At 71.7% G+C, this 18,984-nt stretch carries 19 protein-coding genes and 1 tRNA gene; 11 read left to right on the top strand and 9 right to left on the bottom strand.

Annotated features, from left to right (window positions below; translation table 11 throughout):
- Positions 1-45 precede the first annotated feature (45 nt).
- On the bottom strand, positions 46-450 hold the full coding sequence (sodN, locus tag ACFQW6_RS17185) for a superoxide dismutase, Ni (RefSeq protein ID WP_378548077.1): 405 nt from the start codon (positions 448-450) through the stop codon (positions 46-48).
- 50 nt (positions 451-500) lie between these two features.
- On the opposite strand from sodN, the gene ACFQW6_RS17180 reads away from it, so the two are divergent.
- The 4 genes from ACFQW6_RS17180 to ACFQW6_RS17165 all read left to right on the top strand — a co-directional run bounded on the left by ACFQW6_RS17180 (position 501) and on the right by ACFQW6_RS17165 (position 3,016).
- Positions 501-881, top strand: coding sequence for a S24/S26 family peptidase (locus tag ACFQW6_RS17180; RefSeq protein WP_378548074.1), 381 nt, complete (start codon positions 501-503; stop codon positions 879-881).
- A 20-nt stretch (positions 882-901) separates the two neighbouring features.
- Positions 902-2,074, top strand: a complete 1,173-nt coding sequence (locus tag ACFQW6_RS17175) for an NADP-dependent malic enzyme (protein ID WP_378548071.1) — start codon at positions 902-904, stop codon at positions 2,072-2,074.
- Positions 2,075-2,291: 217 nt separating this feature from the next.
- Positions 2,292-2,690, top strand: coding sequence for a hypothetical protein (locus ACFQW6_RS17170; protein ID WP_378548068.1), 399 nt, complete (start codon positions 2,292-2,294; stop codon positions 2,688-2,690).
- Complete coding sequence (locus tag ACFQW6_RS17165) at positions 2,687-3,016, top strand: hypothetical protein (protein WP_378548065.1); 330 nt, start codon at positions 2,687-2,689, stop codon at positions 3,014-3,016. The genes ACFQW6_RS17170 and ACFQW6_RS17165 overlap by 4 nt, the downstream gene beginning before the upstream one ends.
- 114 nt (positions 3,017-3,130) lie before the next feature.
- On the opposite strand, the gene ACFQW6_RS17160 is transcribed toward ACFQW6_RS17165, so the two are convergent.
- On the bottom strand, positions 3,131-4,342 hold the full coding sequence (locus ACFQW6_RS17160) for a D-arabinono-1,4-lactone oxidase (protein ID WP_378548062.1): 1,212 nt from the start codon (positions 4,340-4,342) through the stop codon (positions 3,131-3,133).
- 94 nt (positions 4,343-4,436) lie between these two features.
- Between ACFQW6_RS17160 and ACFQW6_RS17155 the strand changes: the two genes are divergently transcribed.
- On the top strand, positions 4,437-5,357 hold the full coding sequence (locus ACFQW6_RS17155) for a DUF6910 family protein (RefSeq protein ID WP_378548059.1): 921 nt from the start codon (positions 4,437-4,439) through the stop codon (positions 5,355-5,357).
- Positions 5,358-5,432: 75 nt separating this feature from the next.
- Positions 5,433-5,630 carry a hypothetical protein gene (locus ACFQW6_RS17150; protein ID WP_378548056.1) on the top strand — a complete coding sequence of 66 codons (198 nt, stop codon included), beginning with the start codon at positions 5,433-5,435 and terminating at the stop codon, positions 5,628-5,630.
- On the opposite strand, the gene ACFQW6_RS17145 is transcribed toward ACFQW6_RS17150, so the two are convergent.
- Positions 5,627-6,868, bottom strand: coding sequence for a GNAT family N-acetyltransferase (locus ACFQW6_RS17145; protein ID WP_378548054.1), 1,242 nt, complete (start codon positions 6,866-6,868; stop codon positions 5,627-5,629). The genes ACFQW6_RS17150 and ACFQW6_RS17145 overlap by 4 nt on opposite strands.
- Positions 6,869-6,938: 70 nt before the next feature.
- On the opposite strand from ACFQW6_RS17145, the gene ACFQW6_RS17140 reads away from it, so the two are divergent.
- Together ACFQW6_RS17140 and ACFQW6_RS17135 are read left to right on the top strand one after the other, a co-directional pair.
- Positions 6,939-7,907 (top strand): zinc-binding dehydrogenase, encoded by a 969-nt coding sequence (locus ACFQW6_RS17140; protein WP_378548051.1) that lies wholly within the window; start codon positions 6,939-6,941, stop codon positions 7,905-7,907.
- On the top strand, positions 7,904-8,605 hold the full coding sequence (locus tag ACFQW6_RS17135) for an SDR family oxidoreductase (protein WP_378548049.1): 702 nt from the start codon (positions 7,904-7,906) through the stop codon (positions 8,603-8,605). Before ACFQW6_RS17140 ends, ACFQW6_RS17135 begins: the two co-directional genes overlap by 4 nt.
- Positions 8,606-8,638: 33 nt before the next feature.
- On the opposite strand, the gene ACFQW6_RS17130 is transcribed toward ACFQW6_RS17135, so the two are convergent.
- Genes ACFQW6_RS17130 through ACFQW6_RS17120 form a run of 3 tightly spaced genes read right to left on the bottom strand, consistent with a single transcriptional unit; the run spans position 8,639 to position 13,258 of the window.
- Positions 8,639-9,175, bottom strand: a complete 537-nt coding sequence (locus ACFQW6_RS17130; protein ID WP_378548047.1) for a nitroreductase family deazaflavin-dependent oxidoreductase — start codon at positions 9,173-9,175, stop codon at positions 8,639-8,641.
- A gap of 27 nt (positions 9,176-9,202) precedes the next feature.
- Positions 9,203-9,379: a DUF6104 family protein gene (locus ACFQW6_RS17125; RefSeq protein ID WP_168218509.1), complete on the bottom strand. Its 177-nt coding sequence runs from the start codon at positions 9,377-9,379 to the stop codon at positions 9,203-9,205.
- 21 nt (positions 9,380-9,400) lie between these two features.
- Positions 9,401-13,258: a multifunctional oxoglutarate decarboxylase/oxoglutarate dehydrogenase thiamine pyrophosphate-binding subunit/dihydrolipoyllysine-residue succinyltransferase subunit gene (locus ACFQW6_RS17120; RefSeq protein ID WP_378548042.1), complete on the bottom strand. Its 3,858-nt coding sequence runs from the start codon at positions 13,256-13,258 to the stop codon at positions 9,401-9,403.
- Between the two features lie 194 nt (positions 13,259-13,452).
- On the opposite strand from ACFQW6_RS17120, the gene ACFQW6_RS17115 reads away from it, so the two are divergent.
- Both ACFQW6_RS17115 and ACFQW6_RS17110 read left to right on the top strand, forming a co-directional pair.
- The gene (locus ACFQW6_RS17115; protein ID WP_378548039.1) at positions 13,453-14,067 is read left to right on the top strand and encodes a hypothetical protein; all 615 of its coding nucleotides are present in this window, start codon (positions 13,453-13,455) and stop codon (positions 14,065-14,067) included.
- Between the two features lie 11 nt (positions 14,068-14,078).
- Positions 14,079-14,975 carry an LCP family protein gene (locus tag ACFQW6_RS17110; protein WP_378548037.1) on the top strand — a complete coding sequence of 299 codons (897 nt, stop codon included), beginning with the start codon at positions 14,079-14,081 and terminating at the stop codon, positions 14,973-14,975.
- Between the two features lie 3 nt (positions 14,976-14,978).
- Here ACFQW6_RS17110 and ACFQW6_RS17105 read toward each other — a convergent pair whose 3' ends face one another.
- The 3 genes from ACFQW6_RS17105 to ACFQW6_RS17095 all read right to left on the bottom strand — a co-directional run bounded on the left by ACFQW6_RS17105 (position 14,979) and on the right by ACFQW6_RS17095 (position 17,233).
- The gene (locus ACFQW6_RS17105; RefSeq protein ID WP_378548034.1) at positions 14,979-16,406 is read right to left on the bottom strand and encodes a choice-of-anchor P family protein; all 1,428 of its coding nucleotides are present in this window, start codon (positions 16,404-16,406) and stop codon (positions 14,979-14,981) included.
- Between the two features lie 181 nt (positions 16,407-16,587).
- Positions 16,588-16,660, bottom strand: a tRNA-Arg gene (locus ACFQW6_RS17100).
- Between the two features lie 75 nt (positions 16,661-16,735).
- Positions 16,736-17,233: a thioesterase family protein gene (locus ACFQW6_RS17095; protein ID WP_378548031.1), complete on the bottom strand. Its 498-nt coding sequence runs from the start codon at positions 17,231-17,233 to the stop codon at positions 16,736-16,738.
- 94 nt (positions 17,234-17,327) lie between these two features.
- On the opposite strand from ACFQW6_RS17095, the gene argS reads away from it, so the two are divergent.
- Positions 17,328-18,983, top strand: a complete 1,656-nt coding sequence (gene argS / locus ACFQW6_RS17090) for an arginine--tRNA ligase (protein WP_378548028.1) — start codon at positions 17,328-17,330, stop codon at positions 18,981-18,983.
- Position 18,984 lies beyond the last annotated feature (1 nt).

Genomic DNA, 18,984 nt, shown 5'->3' with positions numbered 1-18,984 from the left:
TCGCAGGCTCGGTCGCGCTTCATGACTCGAAGGCCTTCACTTCGTTCAGGCCTTCTTCGTCTCCCAGAAGATCTCCGCGATCTCGTCGATCTTCGCGAGCAGCTGGTCGGCGACCTCGGCGTCGAGCACGGCCTTGGTGCCGCCACCGCCACCAGCCAGCTTGGTGGCCTCGTTGACCAGCGTGTGGAGCTGGGGGTACTTCTCGAAGTGCGGGGGCTTGAAGTAGTCGGTCCACAGCACCCACAGGTGGTGCTTGACGAGCTCCGAGCGCTGCTCCTTGATCAGGATGGCGCGCGTGCGGAAGTCGGGGTCGTCGTTGTCCGCGACCTTGGCGATGATCGCCTTGATCGACTCGGCCTCGATGCGGGCCTGGGCGGGGTCGTAGACGCCACACGGCAGGTCGCAGTGGGCGGACACCTCGACGGTGGGGGCGAGCAGCTGGCGAAGCATCGGGTTCCTCTCGATCGGGAAATGGTGCGTCTGCTGCGACACTACTCCGCGTGAAGCGGCGTCGGCAGCGGGGTCCCGCCCCGGGGGGTGGGCGCTCCGGACCCCCGTTCGGGACGGCCGTCGTCCGCGGTCGATCGATGCTCCCGACGCTTCGCGAGGGTGACCTGCTGCTCGTCCGGTACGGCGCCCCGCCCCGGCCGGGCGACCTCGTCGTCGCCCGCTTCGCCGACGGCACGGTGGCCGTCAAGCGCGCGGTCGAGGAACGTCGTACGCGCTCCGGCGCAGCCGGCTGGTGGTTGCTCAGCGACAACCCGGACGAGGGGGTCGACTCCCGCCACCGCGGACCCGTCCCCGAGCCCGACGTGCTGGCCGTCGTACGCCTGCGGGTGTGGCCTTCCCCACGCATGGGACGCGGGCTCCGGGACCGCTGAGCTGTGCGATTATCGCCGGCATGGTTTCGCACCCGCACGCCGGCGACCCGGTGTTCGACCTGCACGTCGGCGGCAAGATGGAGATCTTCTCGACGGTCGCGCTGGCCGGTCCCGACGAGCTGTCCCTCGCCTACACCCCCGGTGTCGCGCGGGTGTGCGAGGCCATCGCCGCCGACCCGTCGCTGACCCAGCACTACACGTGGGTGCCGAACACGGTTGCCGTCGTGACCGACGGCACCGCTGTCCTCGGCCTCGGTGACATCGGCCCGGCCGCCGCGATGCCGGTGATGGAGGGCAAGGCGGTGCTCTTCAAGCAGTTCGGGGGCGTCGACGCCGTCCCGATCTGCCTCGACACGACCGACGTCGAGGAGATCATCGAGACCGTCGTCCGGCTCGCGCCGAGCTTCGGCGGGATCAACCTCGAAGACATCTCCGCGCCGCGCTGCTTCGAGATCGAGGCGCGGCTCAAGGAACGTCTCGACATACCGGTCTTCCACGACGACCAGCACGGCACCGCCGTCGTCGCGCTCGCTGCGCTGACCAACGCGCTCCGGCTCACCGGTCGCGACGCCGCGACCGTCCGCGTGGTGGTGCAGGGCGCCGGTGCCGCCGGCGTCGCGGTCGCGCGCATCCTTCTCGAGGCCGGCGTCAAGGACATCGCGGTCCTCGACCGGCAGGGCGTGCTCAGCTCGACGCGGTCGGACCTGACCGAGGTCAAGGCGGCGCTGGCCCGCGACACCGCCGACCACTTCGGCCGTCGCGGCACGCTGGCCGACGTGATGGCCGGCGCCGACGTCTACATCGGCGTCTCCGGCGGTCAGGTGCCCGAGGCGATCGTGGCCTCGATGGCCGACGACGCGATCATCTTCGGCCTGGCCAACCCGACGCCCGAGGTGCACCCAGACCTGGCCCACAAGTACGCCCGGGTCGTCGCCACCGGCCGCTCGGACTTCCCCAACCAGATCAACAACGTCCTCGCGTTCCCCGGCATCTTCCGCGGGGCCTTCGACGTGCACGCCACCGCGATCACGGAGGGGATGAAGGTCGCGGCGGCCACCGCCCTCGCCGAGCTCGTGGGTGACGACCTGCGCGAGGACCTGGTCATCCCGTCGCCCTTCGACCCCCGGGTCCCGGGTGCGGTGCGGGAGGCCGTCGCCGACGCTGCTCGGCGCGACGGGGTCGCGCGGCGCTGACCGGCGTACGCACTGCCGGTGCCCGTGCCGCGCCCTGACCCCCGGCGCGGCGTCCTGGGCCGGTCGTCCTTCGTGGACCTTCCTCCGATTCCCGACCCGTTCGGGACGCGCGTCCCTGTTCCCGACGCTCGATCCGACGGACAGTGACCGGACGGACACGACCATCCGGGTCGGTGCCGATGCGGCCACCGGCCGTACGAGAGAACGGAGGATGCTCATGGGACGACTGCTCAGCTCGAGCCACTACTCGGCCATCACCTCGACGGTGGCCCTGGCCATCGCCCTGGGCGGTGGCACGGCGTACGCGGCACAGCTCATCACGAGCAAGGACATCAAGGACGGGGGAGTGAAGAGGGCCGACCTCGCCACGAGCGCGGTGGATTCCCGCAAGGTCGCTGACGGCAGCCTCAAGGCTCGTGACTTCGGCGCCGGAGAGCTGCCCAGCGGCCCCCAGGGGTCTTCAGGTCCGCAGGGACCGACCGGCCCACAAGGCCCTGCCGGCCCACAAGGCCCTGCCGGACTCCCGGGGCCCGCGGGTCCAGCAGGTGCAGATGGCGACCTCGACCTCGTCTACGTCCGGACCGGACCGGACCCTTGGGTGCGGATCCCGGGGTGACGACGCTCTACCTCTTCTGTCCCGACGGCCTGTCCCCGACCGGGGGCGGGCTGGCTGCGTCGGGGTCGGGGACGGTCGTGAGCATGCACAGCTCGTTCCCCTTCGACGACAACATGCTCGGCGGCGGTGCCGACAGCGACACGATCCCTGACAACGGGTGGGGCGTGCAGATCAACAACGAGGGGACGTCCGGCCTGGTCTTCGCCGGCTACGCCGTCTGCGGTTCCGCGACGACGGTCGACCAGGAGTACGTCGTGGTGACCCCGGCGAGGACGACGACCGAGAGAACCGACGAAGGCGTCCGGATCATCGCTCGACCCGGCTGACCGCCGCTGCCACGGCGTGTCGGACTACCACAACCACGACTCGTACGCCGACGGCAGGCGTGGATCGTCGTCGTGACCGACTTCTGGTCGTCCGACGCGCCGGGGTCGCGCGTGCTACGCGAACAGCGGCCGCAGGTGGTCGTTGAGGAACATGCCCTGCGGGTCGAGCTCGCGGCGGAGGGCGATGAAGTCGTCGGCCCGCGGGTAGAGCTCGTGGAGCCGCTCGGGCGTCATGAAGTGCAGCTTTCCCCAGTGGACGCGGGCGTCGAACCCGGCGAGGAGTGCGTCGACCGAGCGCAGGTAGCCCCAGTAGTCGGTGCCCGGCGTGCCGGAGACGGAGATGACGACCGTGGGCGTCCGGAACTGCGGGGAGAGGAAGGCCTCGTCCGCCCCGACCGTGCGCACCTCGAGCGGGTACACCGAGTCGGGGAGGCTGCGCTGCATCAGCTCGCGCATCGCGTGGAGCGCCTCGGTCGCGCGGTCGAGGGCGACGAAGTACTCCAGCTCGTGGAAGTTCGGGTCGTAGACCATCGGGAAGATCCGGTAGCACCGGTCGACGCGGCGGCCCACGGTGTCGTCGTCCGGCACGTCCGGGCCGACCTCGTCGTAGACCTTGACGTAGCACTGGTCGGCCAGGCGCTCGCCGTGGCCGTCGAGGTTGTAGAGCGCGCCCGACTCCTCGGTCGGCAGCCAGAACATCCCGAAGTGGCGGTGTCCGTCGACCAGCTCGTCCCAGTGCTCCATCACGTCGTCCCAGGCGCGGAGGCTGACGTGCTCACGCAACCGGTAGGCGTCGGTGACCTCGAGCTCGAGCTGCGTCACGACCCCGAGCATCCCGACGGACACCTGGGCCGCATGCAGCAGGTCGATGTCCGCCCCGCCGATCTCGCGCACGTCACCGGTCGCCGTCACGAGGCGTACGCCGCGCACGACGCCGGACAGGCTGGTGTAGCGGGTGCCGGAGCCGTGCGTCCCGGTCGCCACGGCGCCGGCGATCTGCTGGGTGTCGATGTCGCCCTGGTTGCGCAGCGCCAGCCCGACCTGCCACAGCGGTTCGTAGAAGTCGCGGATCAGCGTGCCGGGCAGCGCGGTCGCGCGCTTCGCCGCGGCGTCGGTGCCGACGACGCCTCGCAGCGCTGAGAGGTCGAGCAGCAGGCCGTCGGTCCGGACCACCGGCGTGAAGGAGTGCCCGGCGCCCGCGACGCGGACACCCTGGCCGCGCTCGGCGGCCTGGCGCACGAGTCCGGCGACCTCGTCCTCGTCGCGGGGAGCGGCGGTGGAGGCGGGCGAGAAGGACTGGTTGCCCACCCAGTTGGTCCAGGTCATGCGGGTCAGCCTGACCAGCGGCGGACCTGCCGTCAACGGTGGGTCACCGGCGTCACGCTGCCGGTCGTCGCCCCGCGTCTGGCAGCATCGGGCCATGGAGGTCGAGGTGTTCGGGGCCGAGCGGCTGCGCTTCGCTGACGGGAGCCCCGTGCGAGCGGCCTCCGCGGTCGTCCCTCTCGGCGACGGCCACCTCGTCGTCTCGGACGACGCCACCCACGCGGCCTGGTTCCGTCGCGGCGAGCAACCGGCGCGCGTACGGCTCCTCCCACCGGTGGACGGGCACGAGGTGTTCGACGAGGAGTCGGGGACCAAGGACCTCAAGCCCGACCTCGAGACGGCGTGCGAGGTGTCCCGAGACGGGGCGTCCGGGGTCCTGGTGATGGGCTCCGGCTCGTCCCCGCGGCGCATGAGGTGGTGCCTGCTCCGGCTTGCGGAGGGTCGACCCGACGTCGTGGTGGCCGACATGACCCACGTCTACGCGAGCGTCGCCACCGCGCTCGACGTCGATCCCGACGTGCTGAACCTGGAGGGCGCCTGCGTCGTCGGGCGCAGCCTGCGGTGGTTCCACCGAGGCCTGCCCTCGGCCGGTCTCATGTCGGGCAGCGTCGACCTCGACCTCGACTCGGCGTGGTCCGCGGCCGTCGGCGAGGCGGAGGCAGCCGACCTGCAGGTGACGCGTCCCCGGCACTACGACCTCGGGGCCGTCGACGGCGTAGGTCTGGCGATCACGGACGTCGTCGCCCTGCCGGGCGGCGACCTGCTCGCGTGCGCGGCGGCCGAGGACAGCCCCAACCCCCGCGACGACGGACCGGTGACGGCGACGGCGCTCGCGCGCATCCGCGGCGACCACGTCGACGAGGTCGTCCGGCTTCCTCGTCTCGACGGCAAGGTCCTCAAGGTCGAGGGCCTGATGCTGCTCGACGGCGACGAGACGGAGGCCGTCCTGTTCGCCGTCACCGACGTGGACGACCCGGACGCGCCTTCGCGGGCGGCCAGGATCGTCGTGCGGCTGTGACCGGAGGCGCGCCCTCCTCATCGAAAGGCCGCGCGCCGGGTACGGGGTGGGCAGGCGCGAGGGATCGGAGCGACGATGAACCGACTGGTGGCGAGGGTGCGGGACTGGTGGGGACGACGCCGCGCGCGCGGCGCGAGCGGCCTGCTCGGAGAGCCGGGCAGCACCCAGCGACCAGGACCCAGCAGCGGCGGGCCGGGCGAGGGGCCGGCGGCGGGCGGGTCGCCGGGACCCAAGGGCCCGGCCGGCGGCGACCAGACGGGCAGCCGGGGCTAGAAGCCGATCGACGGCTCGGGGGCGACGGCGGTGCGCATCGCCCGGGCCAGCTCCGCGTACGCGCCGGGGCGGTGCTCCTGAACGAGACCGGCGCGGAGCATCCCTCCGATGCCGTGGCCGAGGTAGCCGGCACCGAGGGCGGCCACGTCGAGGGTGACGTCCGCGGCGGAGTCGGTGCGCGAGGCCGCACCCGTGCCCGAGGTGGCGGTGAGGCGCCAGCGCCCGGCGTTCCAGGGTGCGTGGCGGTCGAGCACCTCCACGACGACGTCGCAGTCGGACTCGTAGGACCGCAGCGGCCACGCCGCCCCGAGGTCGACGAGCCGCACCCAGGTGCTGTCCCACGTCTTGAGGTCGCCGGTGGAGCGCGGGCCACCGATCCAGCCGAGGACGGGGTCGTCGACGCCGACGTTCTCCAGCCTCGTCGCGCCCATCAGGTCGAGGTCGACCACCCGGCGGGCGAGGGCGAGCCGGGCGGCGGGCCGGCCGGTGAAGGTCCCGACGACGACCGTGCCCGACGGGCGGGCGTTCTCCCACTTGTGCTCGCGACGCAGGCCGGTGAACCCGACGTCGTGGCCCTCGCGCCGGGCGAAGAGGACGCGGCGGCGCTCCTTGTCGCACAGCTGCTCCGGCGGCTCGTGGGCCATCAGGGTGAAGTAGTCCGGGGAGCCGACGATCGTCCCGGGGAAGTCCGGCGCGGCCGTCAGCTGGCACGCCCGCATCCGCTCGGTGACGCCGGGCGCCGCCATGTCGAGGAGGTGCGTGGTGATGCCGGCGACCTCGTCCTCGAGGTGCGAGGCGGTGAACGTCGTCCCGCGGCCGAGCACGACCTGGTGCGTCAGCACCGCGTTGCCGTAGCCGAAGCGTCCGTAGATCGCGGCCTCGCTCGCGTGGAGGGCTGAGACGGCCGTGCCGGCGTCGTGCGTGCGGGCGAGGTGGTCGGTCATCATCGCCGCCAGCACGCCGCGGCGGCGTGCGTCGGGGTGGACGCCGACCCAGGTGAGACCCGCGATCGGTACGACGTTGCCGCCGGGCAGCGACATCTCCATCGGGCGCACGCCGTAGATGCCGCTGTGCAGGTCGTCGGGACCGTCGGGCAGGTCGACGACGAACCGCTGGTCCTCGGGGAGTCCGAGCCGCAGGTGGTCGGCGTCGGCATCGGTGACCTCGCCGAACCAGACGAGCTGGTCGGTGGCCAGGTACTTCGCGGCGTCCTCCGAGGGGCGTACGTCGATGCTCACCGGACAACCCAACCGGTCCGCGCGAGGACCCGCAACCGGATAAGGGCAGCCACTCGCTAGGGTCGGGAACATGTTCGCCGTCTACGCCGAGTCCTTCTCCTCCGACGACCCGCTGAGCGGTCTGGTGGTGGGGGAGCGACCGGCTCCCGAGGCCCCCGACGGATGGGCGACGGTGTCGGTGAAGGCTGCCAGCCTCAACCACCACGACCTGTGGTCGCTGCGCGGCGTGGGCCTGCGCGAGGAATCGCTGCCGATGATCCTCGGGTGCGACGCCGCGGGCGTCGACGAGGACGGCAACGAGGTCGTCGTGCACGGCGTCATCGGTGACCCCCGCTGGACGGGTGACGAGGCCGACGACCCGGGCCGGTCGCTGCTCTCCGAGCGCCACCAGGGCACCTTCGCCGACCAGGTCGTCGTGCCACGCCGCAACCTCGTCCCCAAGCCCGACTCGCTGTCCTTCGAGGAGGCGGCCTGCCTGCCCACCGCGTGGCTCACGGCCTACCGGATGCTCTTCGTCCAGGGCGGCTGCAAGCCCGGCGAGACGGTGCTCGTCCAGGGCGCCGGCGGCGGCGTCGCCACCGCGCTCATCACCCTGGGGCGGGCGGCCGGCCTGACGATCCTCGCCACCAGCCGCGACGAGGCCAAGCGGGCGCGGGCCCGCGAGCTCGGCGCGCACGAGGTGTTCGAGTCCGGTGAGCGCCTGCCGGTGAAGGTCGACGCGGTGATGGAGACGGTCGGCCGCGCCACGTGGAACCACTCGATCCGCTCGTTGCGCCCCGGCGGCCGCATCGTCATCAGCGGCACCACGTCGGGTCCGAACGTCGACGACGCCGGCCTCACCCGGATCTTCTTCACCCAGCTCTCCGTCATCGGCTCGACGATGGGCACCCGCCGCGAGCTCGACCTGCTGGTGAAGTTCCTCCACGCCACCGGCGCACGCCCCGTCGTCGACCGGGCCATCCCGATGGAGGAGGCCCGCGACGGCTTCGCCGCGATGGCGGAGGGCGACGTCTTCGGCAAGATCGTCTTCACCCGATGAGCCGCACGCACGTCCTCACCGGGGCCGGCTCGGGCATCGGGCTCGCGCTGGCGCACCGACTTGCGGATCGGGGCGACCGACTCGTCCTGGTCGCCCGCAGCGACGCCCGCGCGACGGAGCTCGCCGGGACGTTCCCCCATGCCCAGCTCCTGGTCGCCGACCTGGCCGACCCGGGCACCCTCAACGGCCTGGGGCGGCAGGTCGACGGCCCGGTCGACTCCGTCCTGCACGTCGCCGGCGTGGTCGAGCTGGCGCCGGTGGAGCGGTTGCGGCTCGCCGAGTGGGAGGAGCAGCTGGCCGTCAACCTCACGGCTCCGGCGGTCCTGACCCGCGAGCTCCTGCCGCACGTGCGCGCCGCCCGCGGCACGTTCGTCTTCGTCAACTCCTCCGCCGGGCTCGCGGCCAGCGCCGAGTGGTCGGCGTACGCCGCCTCGAAGTTCGGCCTGCGCGCCTTCGCCGACGCGCTGCGGGCCGAGGAGGTCGAGCACGGGGTGCGGGTCAGCACCGTCTACCCGAGCCGCACTGCCACCCCCATGCAGGAGAAGGTGCACGAGCAGGAGGGGCGCACCTACGACGCCTCGCGCTGGATCAGCCCCGAGACCGTCGTCGACACGATCCTCCACGTCGTCGACCTGCCGGCCGACGCCACGATCCCCGACGTGACGGTGCGTCCGGTCGTGCCGCGCCCCGGCACCTGACCTGCCCCCGACCTCGCGCCCGACCCGCCTCGGTCAGGCCGGCTGCAGGACGAAGACGCGGATCCGCCGGCGCTCACCGACGCGCTGCCGGTAGCGGTCGTAGCCCGGGTAGAAGCGGGCGGCCAGCGCGAAGACCTCGTCCGCCTCGGCGGGCGTCGCGGGCTGGGCGACCACCTCGCGCGAGACGCCGCGGTAGGTGATCGTCGCCCGCGGGTCGGCCTCGAGGTTCAGCGCCCACGCCGGCGTCGAGGCCTGACCGAAGTTGGTGCCGAGGAGCGCCAGCGTGCCGTCGTACGGCGTCGCGATGAGGTGGCTGGTGCGGCGCTGACCCGACCTGCGCCCGGTCGTCGTCACGTCGAGGACCTCGAGGCCGGCGAGCAGGGCCGGTGCGCTGTTTCGTCCCCCCGTGAGCCGACCGACGGCGTCGTCGAGGTGTCGGAGGACGCGGGAGAACACCCAGCCGCCGGCACGGGTGCCGGCGCCCCAGCGCACTGCCCGGTGCACAGGGTTGCCCGTGGCGTGCGAGTAGCCGAGGCCGGTGGCCAGGTCGGAGTCGGCCTCGGACGTCATGGGTGCGAGCCTAGGACACGCGGCTGCCTAGTCCTCGGGGTCGTCGAGCCGCGCCAGCCAGGTGGCCAGCCGCTCGATCGGCACCTCGAAGTCGGGGTGCGCGTCGACGAACGCCTGCAGCTGCTCGGCGAGCCACGCCAGGGTGACCTCCTCGTCACCCCGGCGCCTCTCGAGCTCCTCGATCCCGCGATCGGTGAAGTACACCGCTGCTCCCCAGGCTCCGGCTCAGTAGTCGTGGCCGGCCGGGCGGGGCGACTCGAAGGCCGCGTCGAGCAGCGTCTTCTGCTCCTCGACGTGGCGCTTCACGGTGCCCACCGACGGGGCCGCGGACGACGGGCGGGTGACCGGCTCGACGGTCATGTCGAGCTGCGGCCACACGTTGAGGTGGTAGTGCGGCCACGGGCCCATGTTGCGCGGCTCGTCCTGCACCCACCGCACGGCCTTGAGGTTGGGGTACTTCGCCACCTCGGCCTTGATCTCCTCGACGGGGTGCGGGTAGAGGCGCTCCACGCGACCGATGGCGAACGCGTCACCGTTGTCGCGCTTGGAGCGCTCGACCATGAGGTCCCACGTCACCCGGCCCGAGCACAGGATGAGCGTCTCCACCTTGTCGGGGTCGGCCTGCCCGTCGCCGATGAACGCACGGAACGTGGTGTCGCCGGTGAAGTCGGCGGGCTGCGAGGCCGCCTCCTTGCGCTTGAGCATCGACTTCGGGGTGAAGACGATCAGGGGGCGGTGCTCCTCGCCGAGCGAGTGCCGGCGGAGCAGGTGGAAGTACGACGCGGGCGTCGAGGGCTGGGCGACGACCATCGCGTCCTCGGCCGACATCGTCAGGAAGCGCTCGATGCGGGCCGAGGAGTGGTCGGGACCCTGGCCCTCGTAGCCGTGGGGGAGCAGGAGGACCACGCCGGACTGCTGGCGCCACTTGGTCTCGCCCGCGGAGATGAACTCGTCGATGACGATCTGCGCGCCGTTGACGAAGTCGCCGAACTGCGCCTCCCACAGCACGAGCGCCTCGGGTCGCGCCACGGAGTAGCCGTACTCGAAGCCGAGGGCGGCGTACTCCGACAGGAGCGAGTCGTAGACGTGGAACTTCGCCTGGTCCTCGGTGAGGTTGGTCAGCGGCGTCCACTCGTCCGCGTTGACCCGGTCGATGATCGTGGCGAACCGCGAGACGAACGTGCCGCGGCGCGAGTCCTGGCCGGCCAGCCGCACCGGGCGACCGTCCATCAGCAGGGAGCCGAAGGCGAGGATCTCGCCGGTGCCCCAGTCGATGGGACCGTCGGTGATCGCGGCCGAGCGACGCTGCAGCTGCGGCATCACCTTCGGGTGGACGGTGAAGTTCTCCGGCGGGGTGACGTAGCTGTCGGCGATCCGCTTGAGCACCTCGGGCGTGACGGCCGTGGAGAAGTCGCCGGCCGGCTTGTCCGGGTAGTCCGGGACGGTGGTCCACTCGGTGGGAGCCTCGGAGCTGGCCTCGCGCACCTCGGTGAAGACGCGCTCAAGCTGCTGCTGGTAGTCCTTGAGGACCTGCTCGGCCTCCTCGATCGTGATGTCGCCGCGACCGATGAGCGACTCGGTGTAGAGCTTGCGCACCGACCGCTTCTGCTCGATGAGGTCGTACATCAGCGGCTGGGTGTAGGACGGGTCGTCGCCCTCGTTGTGGCCGCGACGGCGGTAGCAGACCAGGTCGATCACGACGTCCTTGTTGAACGCCTGGCGGTAGTCGAAGGCGAGCCGGGCGACGCGGATGCACGCCTCCGGGTCGTCGCCGTTGACGTGGAAGATCGGTGCCTGGACCATCCGCGCCACGTCGGTGGCGTAGAGGGAGGAGCGCGACGAGCCCGGCGCGGTGGTGAACCCGACCTGGTTGTTGATCACGACGTGCACGGTGCCGCCGGTGCGGTAGCCGCGCAGCTGGGACAGGTTGAGGGTCTCGGCCACGACGCCCTGGCCGGCGAACGCGGCGTCGCCGTGCACCAGGAGGGGGAGGACCGGGAACTTCTCGCCCTGGTCCAGGATGTCCTGCTTGGCGCGGGCGATGCCCTCGAGGACCGGGTTGACCGCCTCGAGGTGCGAGGGGTTCGCCGCGACGGACACCTTGATCTTGTCGCCCGATCCCGCGACGAACTCGCCCTCGGCGCCGAGGTGGTACTTCACGTCACCGGAGCCCTGGACCGTGCGCGGGTCGATGTTGCCCTCGAACTCGCGGAAGATCTGGCTGTACTTCTTGCCCACGATGTTGGCGAGCATGTTGAGCCGGCCGCGGTGGGCCATGCCGATGCAGACCTCGTCGAGGCCGGTCTCGGCGGCCGCCTCGCAGATCTCGTCGACCAGCGGGATGGTGGTCTCGCCGCCCTCGAGGCTGAAGCGCTTCTGCCCGACGAACTTGGTCTGCAGGAAGGTCTCGAACGCCTCGGCCTGGTTCAGCTTGAGCAGGATCCGCAGCTGCTCCTCGCGGGGCGGCTTCACGTGCGGCTGCTCGACGCGCTCCTGGATCCACTTGCGCTGGTCGGGATCCATGATGTGCATGTACTCGATGCCGGTGGTGCGGCAGTAGGAGTCACGCAGGATGCCGAGGATGTTGCGCAGCTTCATGAAGCGCCGGCCCTCGCCGCCGAAGGACCCGGTCGCGAACTCGCGGTCGAGGTCCCACAGGGTGAGGCCGTGCGACTCCACCTCGAGGTCGGGGTGGCTGCGCTGGCGGTACTCCAGCGGGTCCGTGTCGGCCATGAGGTGGCCGCGGACGCGGTAGGCGTGGATCAGCTCGAGGATCCGCGCCTGCTTGACGATGTCGTCGTCGTGGGTGGCGACCACGTCGCGGGCCCAGCGGATCGGCTCGTAGGGGATGCGGAGGGAGCGGAAGATCTCGTCGAAGAAGTCGTTCTCGCCGAGCAGCAGGCCGTGCACGCGCTTGAGGAACTCACCCGACTGCGCACCCTGGATGACGCGGTGGTCGTAGGTCGAGGTCAGCGTCATCGCCTTGCTGATGGCGTTGCGGTTGATCGCCTCCTCGGAGGCGCCCTGCCACTCCGGCGGGTACTCCATCGCGCCGACGCCGATGATCGCGCCCTGTCCGGCCATCAGCCGCGGCACCGAGTGGACGGTGCCGATGCCGCCGGGGTTGGTCAGCGACATCGTGGTGCCCTGGAAGTCGGCGACGGTCAGCTTGCCGTCGCGGGCCTTGCGCACCATCTCCTCGTAGGCCGTCCAGAAGGCGGCGAAGTCCATCGCCTCGGCGCCCTTGATGTTGGGCACGAGGAGCTGGCGGGTGCCGTCGGGCTTCTGCATGTCGATCGCGAGGCCGAGGTTGATGTGGGCCGGCGTGATCAGGGTGGGCTTGCCGTCACGGACCTCGAAGCCGACGTTCATCTCCGGCATCGAGCGCAGCGCCTTGACGAGGGCGTAGCCGATGATGTGGGTGAACGACACCTTGCCGCCGCGCGCGCGGGCGAGGTGGTTGTTGATGACCGTGCGGTTGTCCCACAGCAGCTTGACGGGGACGGAGCGCACCGACGTGGCGGTCGGGACCGACAGCGACGCGTCCATGTTGGCGGCGGTGCGCGCCGGGGCGCCACGCAGCACGGTGTAGGTCGGCTCGTCGTCGGCGGGGGAGGGCGCGGCGGGCTTGGGGTCCTTGGCGACCGGGGTGCTGGAGCCCTTCGCCGGCTCGTCGGCGGCGGCCTTCGGCCGGGGCGTCGCCGTGGCGGTCTTGGCCGGGGCCTTCTCAGCCTGGGCGGGAGCCTTCTCGGCCTGGGCGGGAGCCTTCTCGGCGGCCTTCGCCGGGGCCTTCGCCGGGGCCTTGGCCGGAGCCTGGGACGTCGCCGGCGCCTTGGACTGCGTCTTGGTCTGGGTCTGGGTCTGGCTGCTCTGCGCGGACGGGGCGGACTGCGCGGACGAGGCCGCCCGGGCCGGGGCGGCGCTGCCGTTGCCGAAGTAGGACGCCCACTCCGGACCCACGCTCCCGGGATCCTTGTCGTACTGCTCCTTCATCTCCTCCACGAGCCACTCGTTGGCTCCCAGGTCAGATGACGGTGCAACCGAGGACTGGTTGCCGGACTGCCCGTTCGGGGACTGCGCCACGCTTGTTTCGCCTCTTCCAGATGTGTTCGCGCGAGGTATGGACCAAGTCGCCGACAAGGCTAGTCCCACACGCACGCAAATGCAGGGGCGGGCTCGTCCTTTGGGGCATGGTGTGGCCCACACCGACCACCCCTCGTGAACCGACTCGTCACTCGACTCGTCACCCCCTCGTCGCACCCACCGCTGGAGTCGTCATGCCCCGCCCCTCACCAGGCCGCGCCCACCGGGCCCGCCGCCTCGTGGGACTCGCGCTCGTCCTGCTCGTCCCGCTCACCTCCGCCTGCCAGTCCTCCGCCGAGCCGTCGGCCGCTCCGGAGCGCCTCAGCCGCTCCGACGCGCAGGCGACGCTGGCCTCGAACCCCTCGCCCACGAAGGTCGGGATCCACCGGGTCCACGGCCGGCTCCCGGTCGCCCGGCGCAAGGTCGTGCGCCGGCAGGTCGGTGCCGTCGTCGACCGGTGGTGGGAGGCGGCCTACCTCGGCGGCACCTACCCCCGCAGCAGCTTCCCCGCCGCGTTCCCCGGTTTCACCGCAGCCGCCGAGGAGCGCGCCCGGGCCGACAAGGCCCTGCTGACCAACCAGACCGCCGGCCCGCGCCTCGACTCGGTGACCGCGCGGCAGCGCAAGGTCACGCTCGACATCCTCGCCACCGACCGACAGGCGAGGGCCGTGACCGCGCAGTTCGTCCTGAAGCTCGACACCACCGGTCAGAAGACCGGCACCACCACCGTGCGGGGGCGGCTCTTCCTCACCCGCAAGCGGGGCGCCTGGCGCATCTTCGGGTACGACGTCGCGAAGGGAGCCCGGTGATGGGGCGGACCATGAAGCTCGTGCGCAGCGTCGCCCTCGTGGCGGTGCTGGCCGTCACCGCGTTCGTCGTACCGACGTCGGCGGTGCAGCCGACCGACGTCAGCCTGGTGAAGATCCGCCACGCCGAGGGCGTCGCCGTGGGTGGCGAGGACGTCATCTGGATCCTGGCGGTCGGCTCCGACGCCCGGCCGGGACAGGTGATGACGCGGTCGCGGGGCGACGCCCTGCAGATGGTCGGCATCAACACCCGCACGGGGTCGGCCACCGCCATCGGCGTGCCGCGCGACTCCTGGGTCGAGATCCCCGGTCACGGCCGGGAGAAGATCAACTCCGCTCTCTACTTCGCCGGTCCGCGGGGGATGGCCGGCGCCATGCGCAACCTGATCGGCATCGAGCCCGACTACGTCATGGTCACCCGGTTCCCCTTCTTCGAGGACATGGTCGACGACATCGGCGGCATCACCGTCGCCAACCCGCGCCGCTTCCAGGACCCGTACCTGAAGAAGGAGGGGTTCAAGCAGGGGCGCATCCACCTCGACGGCTACAACGCGATGGCCTTCTCCCGGATCCGCAAGGGCCTGGTCGGAGGGGACTTCGACCGCTCGGCCAACCAGCAGCGCACCCTGCGCGGCATCCACGCCCGGATCCGCTCGCAGGCCGACCGGCCGGGGTTCATCGAGCGCGGCGTGATGACGGTGATGGCCCACACCGACACCAACGCCTCGCCCGCCGAGCTCTTCGAGATCGCCCAGGCCGTCGCGCAGGTGGACCCGCGGAGGATCACGACGTGCGTGGTGCGCGGCCGGATCGGCTTCGTCGGTGCCGCCAGCGTGGTCTTCCCCGACGTCGCGCAGGCGCGGCGCCTGGGGCGCGAGGCCCGGCAGGACGCCGCCCTGCGCGGCTGCTGAGGGTCACGACCCGTAGATCCGTCCCGCGGTGCGGGCCAGGTCGATGACGACGGCGTCGGAGTAGAGCTTGATCCGCAGGCCGATCACCTGCGACCCCCGGTAGCCGGTGTCGACGAGCTGGCGCTGGATCTCACCGGCGCCGCCCGGCAGCTCGACGACCTCACCCGGTGCGGGCACCGGCACCGGCTGCCCGGCGACGGTGATGGACCCGACGCCGGTCGAGACCTTGGATCCCACCCGCTTGCCGGCCTTCTGGCGCATCGCCGCGCGCGAGCTGACGTCGGTGATGACCAGCTGGGCGGTGGGGATGGAGACCGACCCGATCGCGGTGCGCGACCAGCCCTTGGCGACCTTCCCCCGCTTGGCGCCGGCCTTGGCACGGAACTGGTCGCCGTTGACCTGGTAGGTCACGCCCTCGAGCAGCACCGGCACCGGGACGAGCTGGGTGGCGTGGGGGACCTGGTAGGTCTGCGTCCGGCCGCGGGTGCCCTGGCAGGGGAGGGCCTTGTGCTCGACGTTGCCGAACGTCAGCGCACCCCGGAGCGCCTGGTAGTCCATCGCCGTGCCACCCGAGCGGAAGACGCCGACGGGGGCCGGGCCGCCCATCCGGACGCGGGCGGTGCCGAGCTCGACGAGCTGGCGACGGTCGCCGGCGGTGACCTCGATCCGCAGGGCGGAGGCTTGCGACTGGGCGTTGTGGCTGTTGGCCCGGCCGTTCTCGTAGCCGAGCGCGATGGTGCCGAGACCGGGGATGACGATCGGCTTGGTGACGTCGCTGAGCACCTGGAAGACCTGCTGGGCGACCTGTTGGGTACCGGTGAAGACCGTGTCGGTGACCTGGTCGAGCGGGGCGAGCAGCTGCTGGAGCTCCGGCGGGAGCTGCTGCACCACGGTGTTGTCGAGCAGCTCGATGCTGATGCTGGCGAACGTGAAGCCCTCGTCGTGACCGTAGCCTCGCGGGGTGTGGAAGGCGTGCGCCGTCGTCTGCAGGCCCTTGATGACCAGGCGCGGCGTGGTCAGCGGGCCGACGGTGCCGCCGACGCTGATGTCGCCGATCGTGTTGGTGCCGCGGACGCCGTGCGTCTCGCCCTCGGCGTACGTCTCGGTGCGGCTCGTGCTGGCCGAGACGCGGATCAGCGGGTTGTCCGGCACGGACACGACGCTCTGCTGCTCGACGACCTTTCCGGCGGAGCGGGTGCACAGCTGCTGCGCGTGGGCGTCCTTGAGGTTGAGCGCCTCGACGCTGTCGGTCACCAGCTTCACGCCGTACACGTCGCCGCGGTAGCCGAAGCCGGTGAGCTGGTCCGACGTCGCTGCACGGGCGGCCGCCGAGCCGCCGGCCTGCGCCGGTGCGGCACCGGTGGACAGGGCGAGCGCCGCGCTCAGGCCGAGGCTGACGGCGGCCGCGAGCCGTCGCTGGATTGTTGTCATGTCCCCTCCCAGGGTCCGCGGGAGCCCTGGCGCGCCCCGTGTGACCGCCCAGCAGTTCCCTCGTCCCCTCAACGACGCGGACCCGGATTGGTGACGCCCGTCACCGGAGGGGCGCCGAGTGGCGTGCCGGGTGGGGAACGGCGAAGGCCCGGACCCTCGAGGGTCCGGGCCTTGCAGTGGGCGCCTCCGGCAGGATTCGAACCTGCGGCACCTGGTACCGGAAACCAGTGCTCTATCCCCTGAGCTACGGAGGCCCGCACCGCCCGGATCGCTCCGGGGCCGGTGCGCGCTGAAGACTACCGGTCGCCCGGCGTCGTGGTGAAACCGCCTCAGCGCAGGGCGAGCGACCCGGACGTGTCGGCCGGGAAGGGCAGGCTCGCGTGCTCCGCGACGCGGGCGTCCAGCTTGGCGGCGACGTCGTCGGGCCAGGGCGCGGTGCGCCGGGTCTCGAGGTCGATGTGCAGGAAGATCTCCTCGACCACGCACGCCACCTGCTGGTGCGTCTCGTCGAGCAGGTAGATCAGCACGTGGGCGGCGCGCTCGGAGCGGCCGAGGAGGCGGACCCGGGCCGACATGGTGTCGCCGGTGCGCAGCTCGTTGAGGTAGGTGACGTGGTGCTCGGCGGTGAAGCACGCGTGCCCGTGGCTCAGCGGCCACATCTGCGGGATGCCCACCTCGACGAGCGACTCGTCGAGCCCCTCGCTGGCGATGCCGATGTAGTGGCGGACGTTGAGGTGGCCGTTGATGTCCTCGAACGGCATCGGCACGGGCTGCTCGACGTAGGCCGGGAGGTCGATCAGCTGGTCGTAGGTGGGGTGCGTCGTCACGCCCCGAACCCTAGGGCAGGACCCTCGGGGCGTCGGTGGGCCAGGGCGTGAAACCGGTTCGGCCCGCACCGGGACCCGCCGATAGGCTTGCCCGGTGAACCCCGATCAGCTCTCCATGACCATCGTCGACGTGCTGGAGGCCCTCGTGGCCGACGGCGCGATCGCGCTGCCCGACGGCGTGCCGGCCCAGGTCACGGTGGAGCGACCCCGGCAGCAGGGTCACGGCGACTACGCCACCAACGTGGCCCTCCAGCTGGCCAAGAAGGCCGGGACCAACCCCCGCGCCTTCGCCGACCTCGTCGCCGAGCGGCTCCGCGCCGCCGACGGCGTCGCCGAGGTCGAGGTCGCCGGTCCGGGCTTCCTCAACGTGACGGTCGAGGCCGGGGCGCAGGGTCAGGTCGCCGCCGACATCGTGGCGGCCGGGACGGCGTACGGCTCCTCCGACGCCTTCGCGGGGGAGAAGATCAACCTCGAGTTCGTCTCCGCCAACCCGACCGGGCCGCTCCACCTCGGCGGCGTGCGGTGGGCGGCCGTCGGCGACGCGCTCGGCCGGATCTTCGAGAAGACCGGCGCGGACGTCACCCGCGAGTACTACTTCAACGACCACGGCGCCCAGATCGACCGCTTCAGCTCCTCGCTCCTGGCCAGCGCGAAGGGCGAGCCCGCTCCCGAGGACGGCTACGGCGGTCAGTACATCCACGACATCGCCGCGGCCGTCGTCGACAGGCGCCCCGACGTCAAGGAGCTCGACGACGCGCAGGCCCAGGAGGTCTTCCGCGAGGTCGGCGTGGACATGATGTTCGAGGAGATCAAGAAGTCGCTGCACGACTTCGGCGTCGACTTCGACGTCTACTTCCACGAGAAGTCCCTGCACGACTCCGGGGCGGTCGAGCGGGCCATCGAGCGGCTCACCGAGATGGGCAACACCTACGAGGACGACGGCGCGCTCTGGCTGCGCACCGAGAAGTACGGCGACGACAAGGACCGCGTGATCATCCGGTCCAACGGCACCCCGGCCTACATCTCCGGCGACCTCGGCTACTACCTCGACAAGCGCGAGCGCGGCTTCGACCGCTGCTTCATCATGCTCGGCGCCGACCACCACGGCTACGTCGGTCGGATGAACGCCATGTGCAGCGCCTTCGGCGACGAGCCGGGCAAGAACCTCGAGATCCTCATCGGCCAGATGGTCAACCTGCTCCGCGACGGCGAGCCGATGCGGATGTCGAAGCGCGCGGGCACGGTCGTCACGATCGACGACCTCGTCGACGCGATCGGTGTCGACGCCAGTCGCTACGCACTGGCGCGCTACCACAGCAACAGCCCGATCGACATCGACCTCGACCTGTGGTCCCGCGCCACCAACGACAACCCGGTCTTCACCGTCCAGTACGCCCACGCCCGCGTGTCGAGCCTGATGCGCAACGCGGCCGACCTCGGTGTGACGGCGGCCTCGCACCCCGAGCTGCTCACGCACGAGAAGGAGGGCGAGCTCCTGCGAGCGCTGGCGGAGTTCCCGCGCGTGGTCAAGGCGGCCGCCGAGCTGCGCGAACCCCACCGGGTGGCGCGCTACCTCGAGGAGCTGGCCGGCACCTACCACCGCTTCTACGACAGCTGCCGGGTGCTCCCGCGCGGCGACGAGGAGACCTCCGACCTGCACCGGGCGCGCCTCATGCTCGTGGACGCCACCCGGGTGGTGCTCGCCAACGGCCTCGACCTGCTCGGCGTCTCGGCCCCCGAGAGGATGTGAT

The organism is Nocardioides sp. GCM10028917 (assembly GCF_042666175.1).
Lineage (GTDB): Bacteria > Actinomycetota > Actinomycetes > Propionibacteriales > Nocardioidaceae > Nocardioides.
Note: the sequence above shows the minus strand (reverse complement) of the source record. Positions and strands in the feature narration are given on the sequence as shown.

Bases quoted from the DNA above. Each gene is read 5' to 3' on its own strand.
- sodN (WP_378548077.1), bottom strand. From the start codon at position 450: ATGCTTCGCCAGCTGCTCGCCCCCACCGTCGAGGTGTCCGCCCACTGC.
- ACFQW6_RS17175 (WP_378548071.1), top strand. From the start codon at position 902: ATGGTTTCGCACCCGCACGCCGGCGACCCGGTGTTCGACCTGCACGTC.
- ACFQW6_RS17170 (WP_378548068.1), top strand. From the start codon at position 2,292: ATGGGACGACTGCTCAGCTCGAGCCACTACTCGGCCATCACCTCGACG.
- ACFQW6_RS17160 (WP_378548062.1), bottom strand. From the start codon at position 4,342: ATGACCTGGACCAACTGGGTGGGCAACCAGTCCTTCTCGCCCGCCTCC.
- ACFQW6_RS17155 (WP_378548059.1), top strand. From the start codon at position 4,437: ATGGAGGTCGAGGTGTTCGGGGCCGAGCGGCTGCGCTTCGCTGACGGG.
- ACFQW6_RS17150 (WP_378548056.1), top strand. From the start codon at position 5,433: ATGAACCGACTGGTGGCGAGGGTGCGGGACTGGTGGGGACGACGCCGC.
- ACFQW6_RS17140 (WP_378548051.1), top strand. From the start codon at position 6,939: ATGTTCGCCGTCTACGCCGAGTCCTTCTCCTCCGACGACCCGCTGAGC.
- ACFQW6_RS17135 (WP_378548049.1), top strand. From the start codon at position 7,904: ATGAGCCGCACGCACGTCCTCACCGGGGCCGGCTCGGGCATCGGGCTC.
- ACFQW6_RS17130 (WP_378548047.1), bottom strand. From the start codon at position 9,175: ATGACGTCCGAGGCCGACTCCGACCTGGCCACCGGCCTCGGCTACTCG.
- ACFQW6_RS17115 (WP_378548039.1), top strand. From the start codon at position 13,453: ATGCCCCGCCCCTCACCAGGCCGCGCCCACCGGGCCCGCCGCCTCGTG.
- ACFQW6_RS17110 (WP_378548037.1), top strand. From the start codon at position 14,079: ATGAAGCTCGTGCGCAGCGTCGCCCTCGTGGCGGTGCTGGCCGTCACC.
- ACFQW6_RS17105 (WP_378548034.1), bottom strand. From the start codon at position 16,406: ATGACAACAATCCAGCGACGGCTCGCGGCCGCCGTCAGCCTCGGCCTG.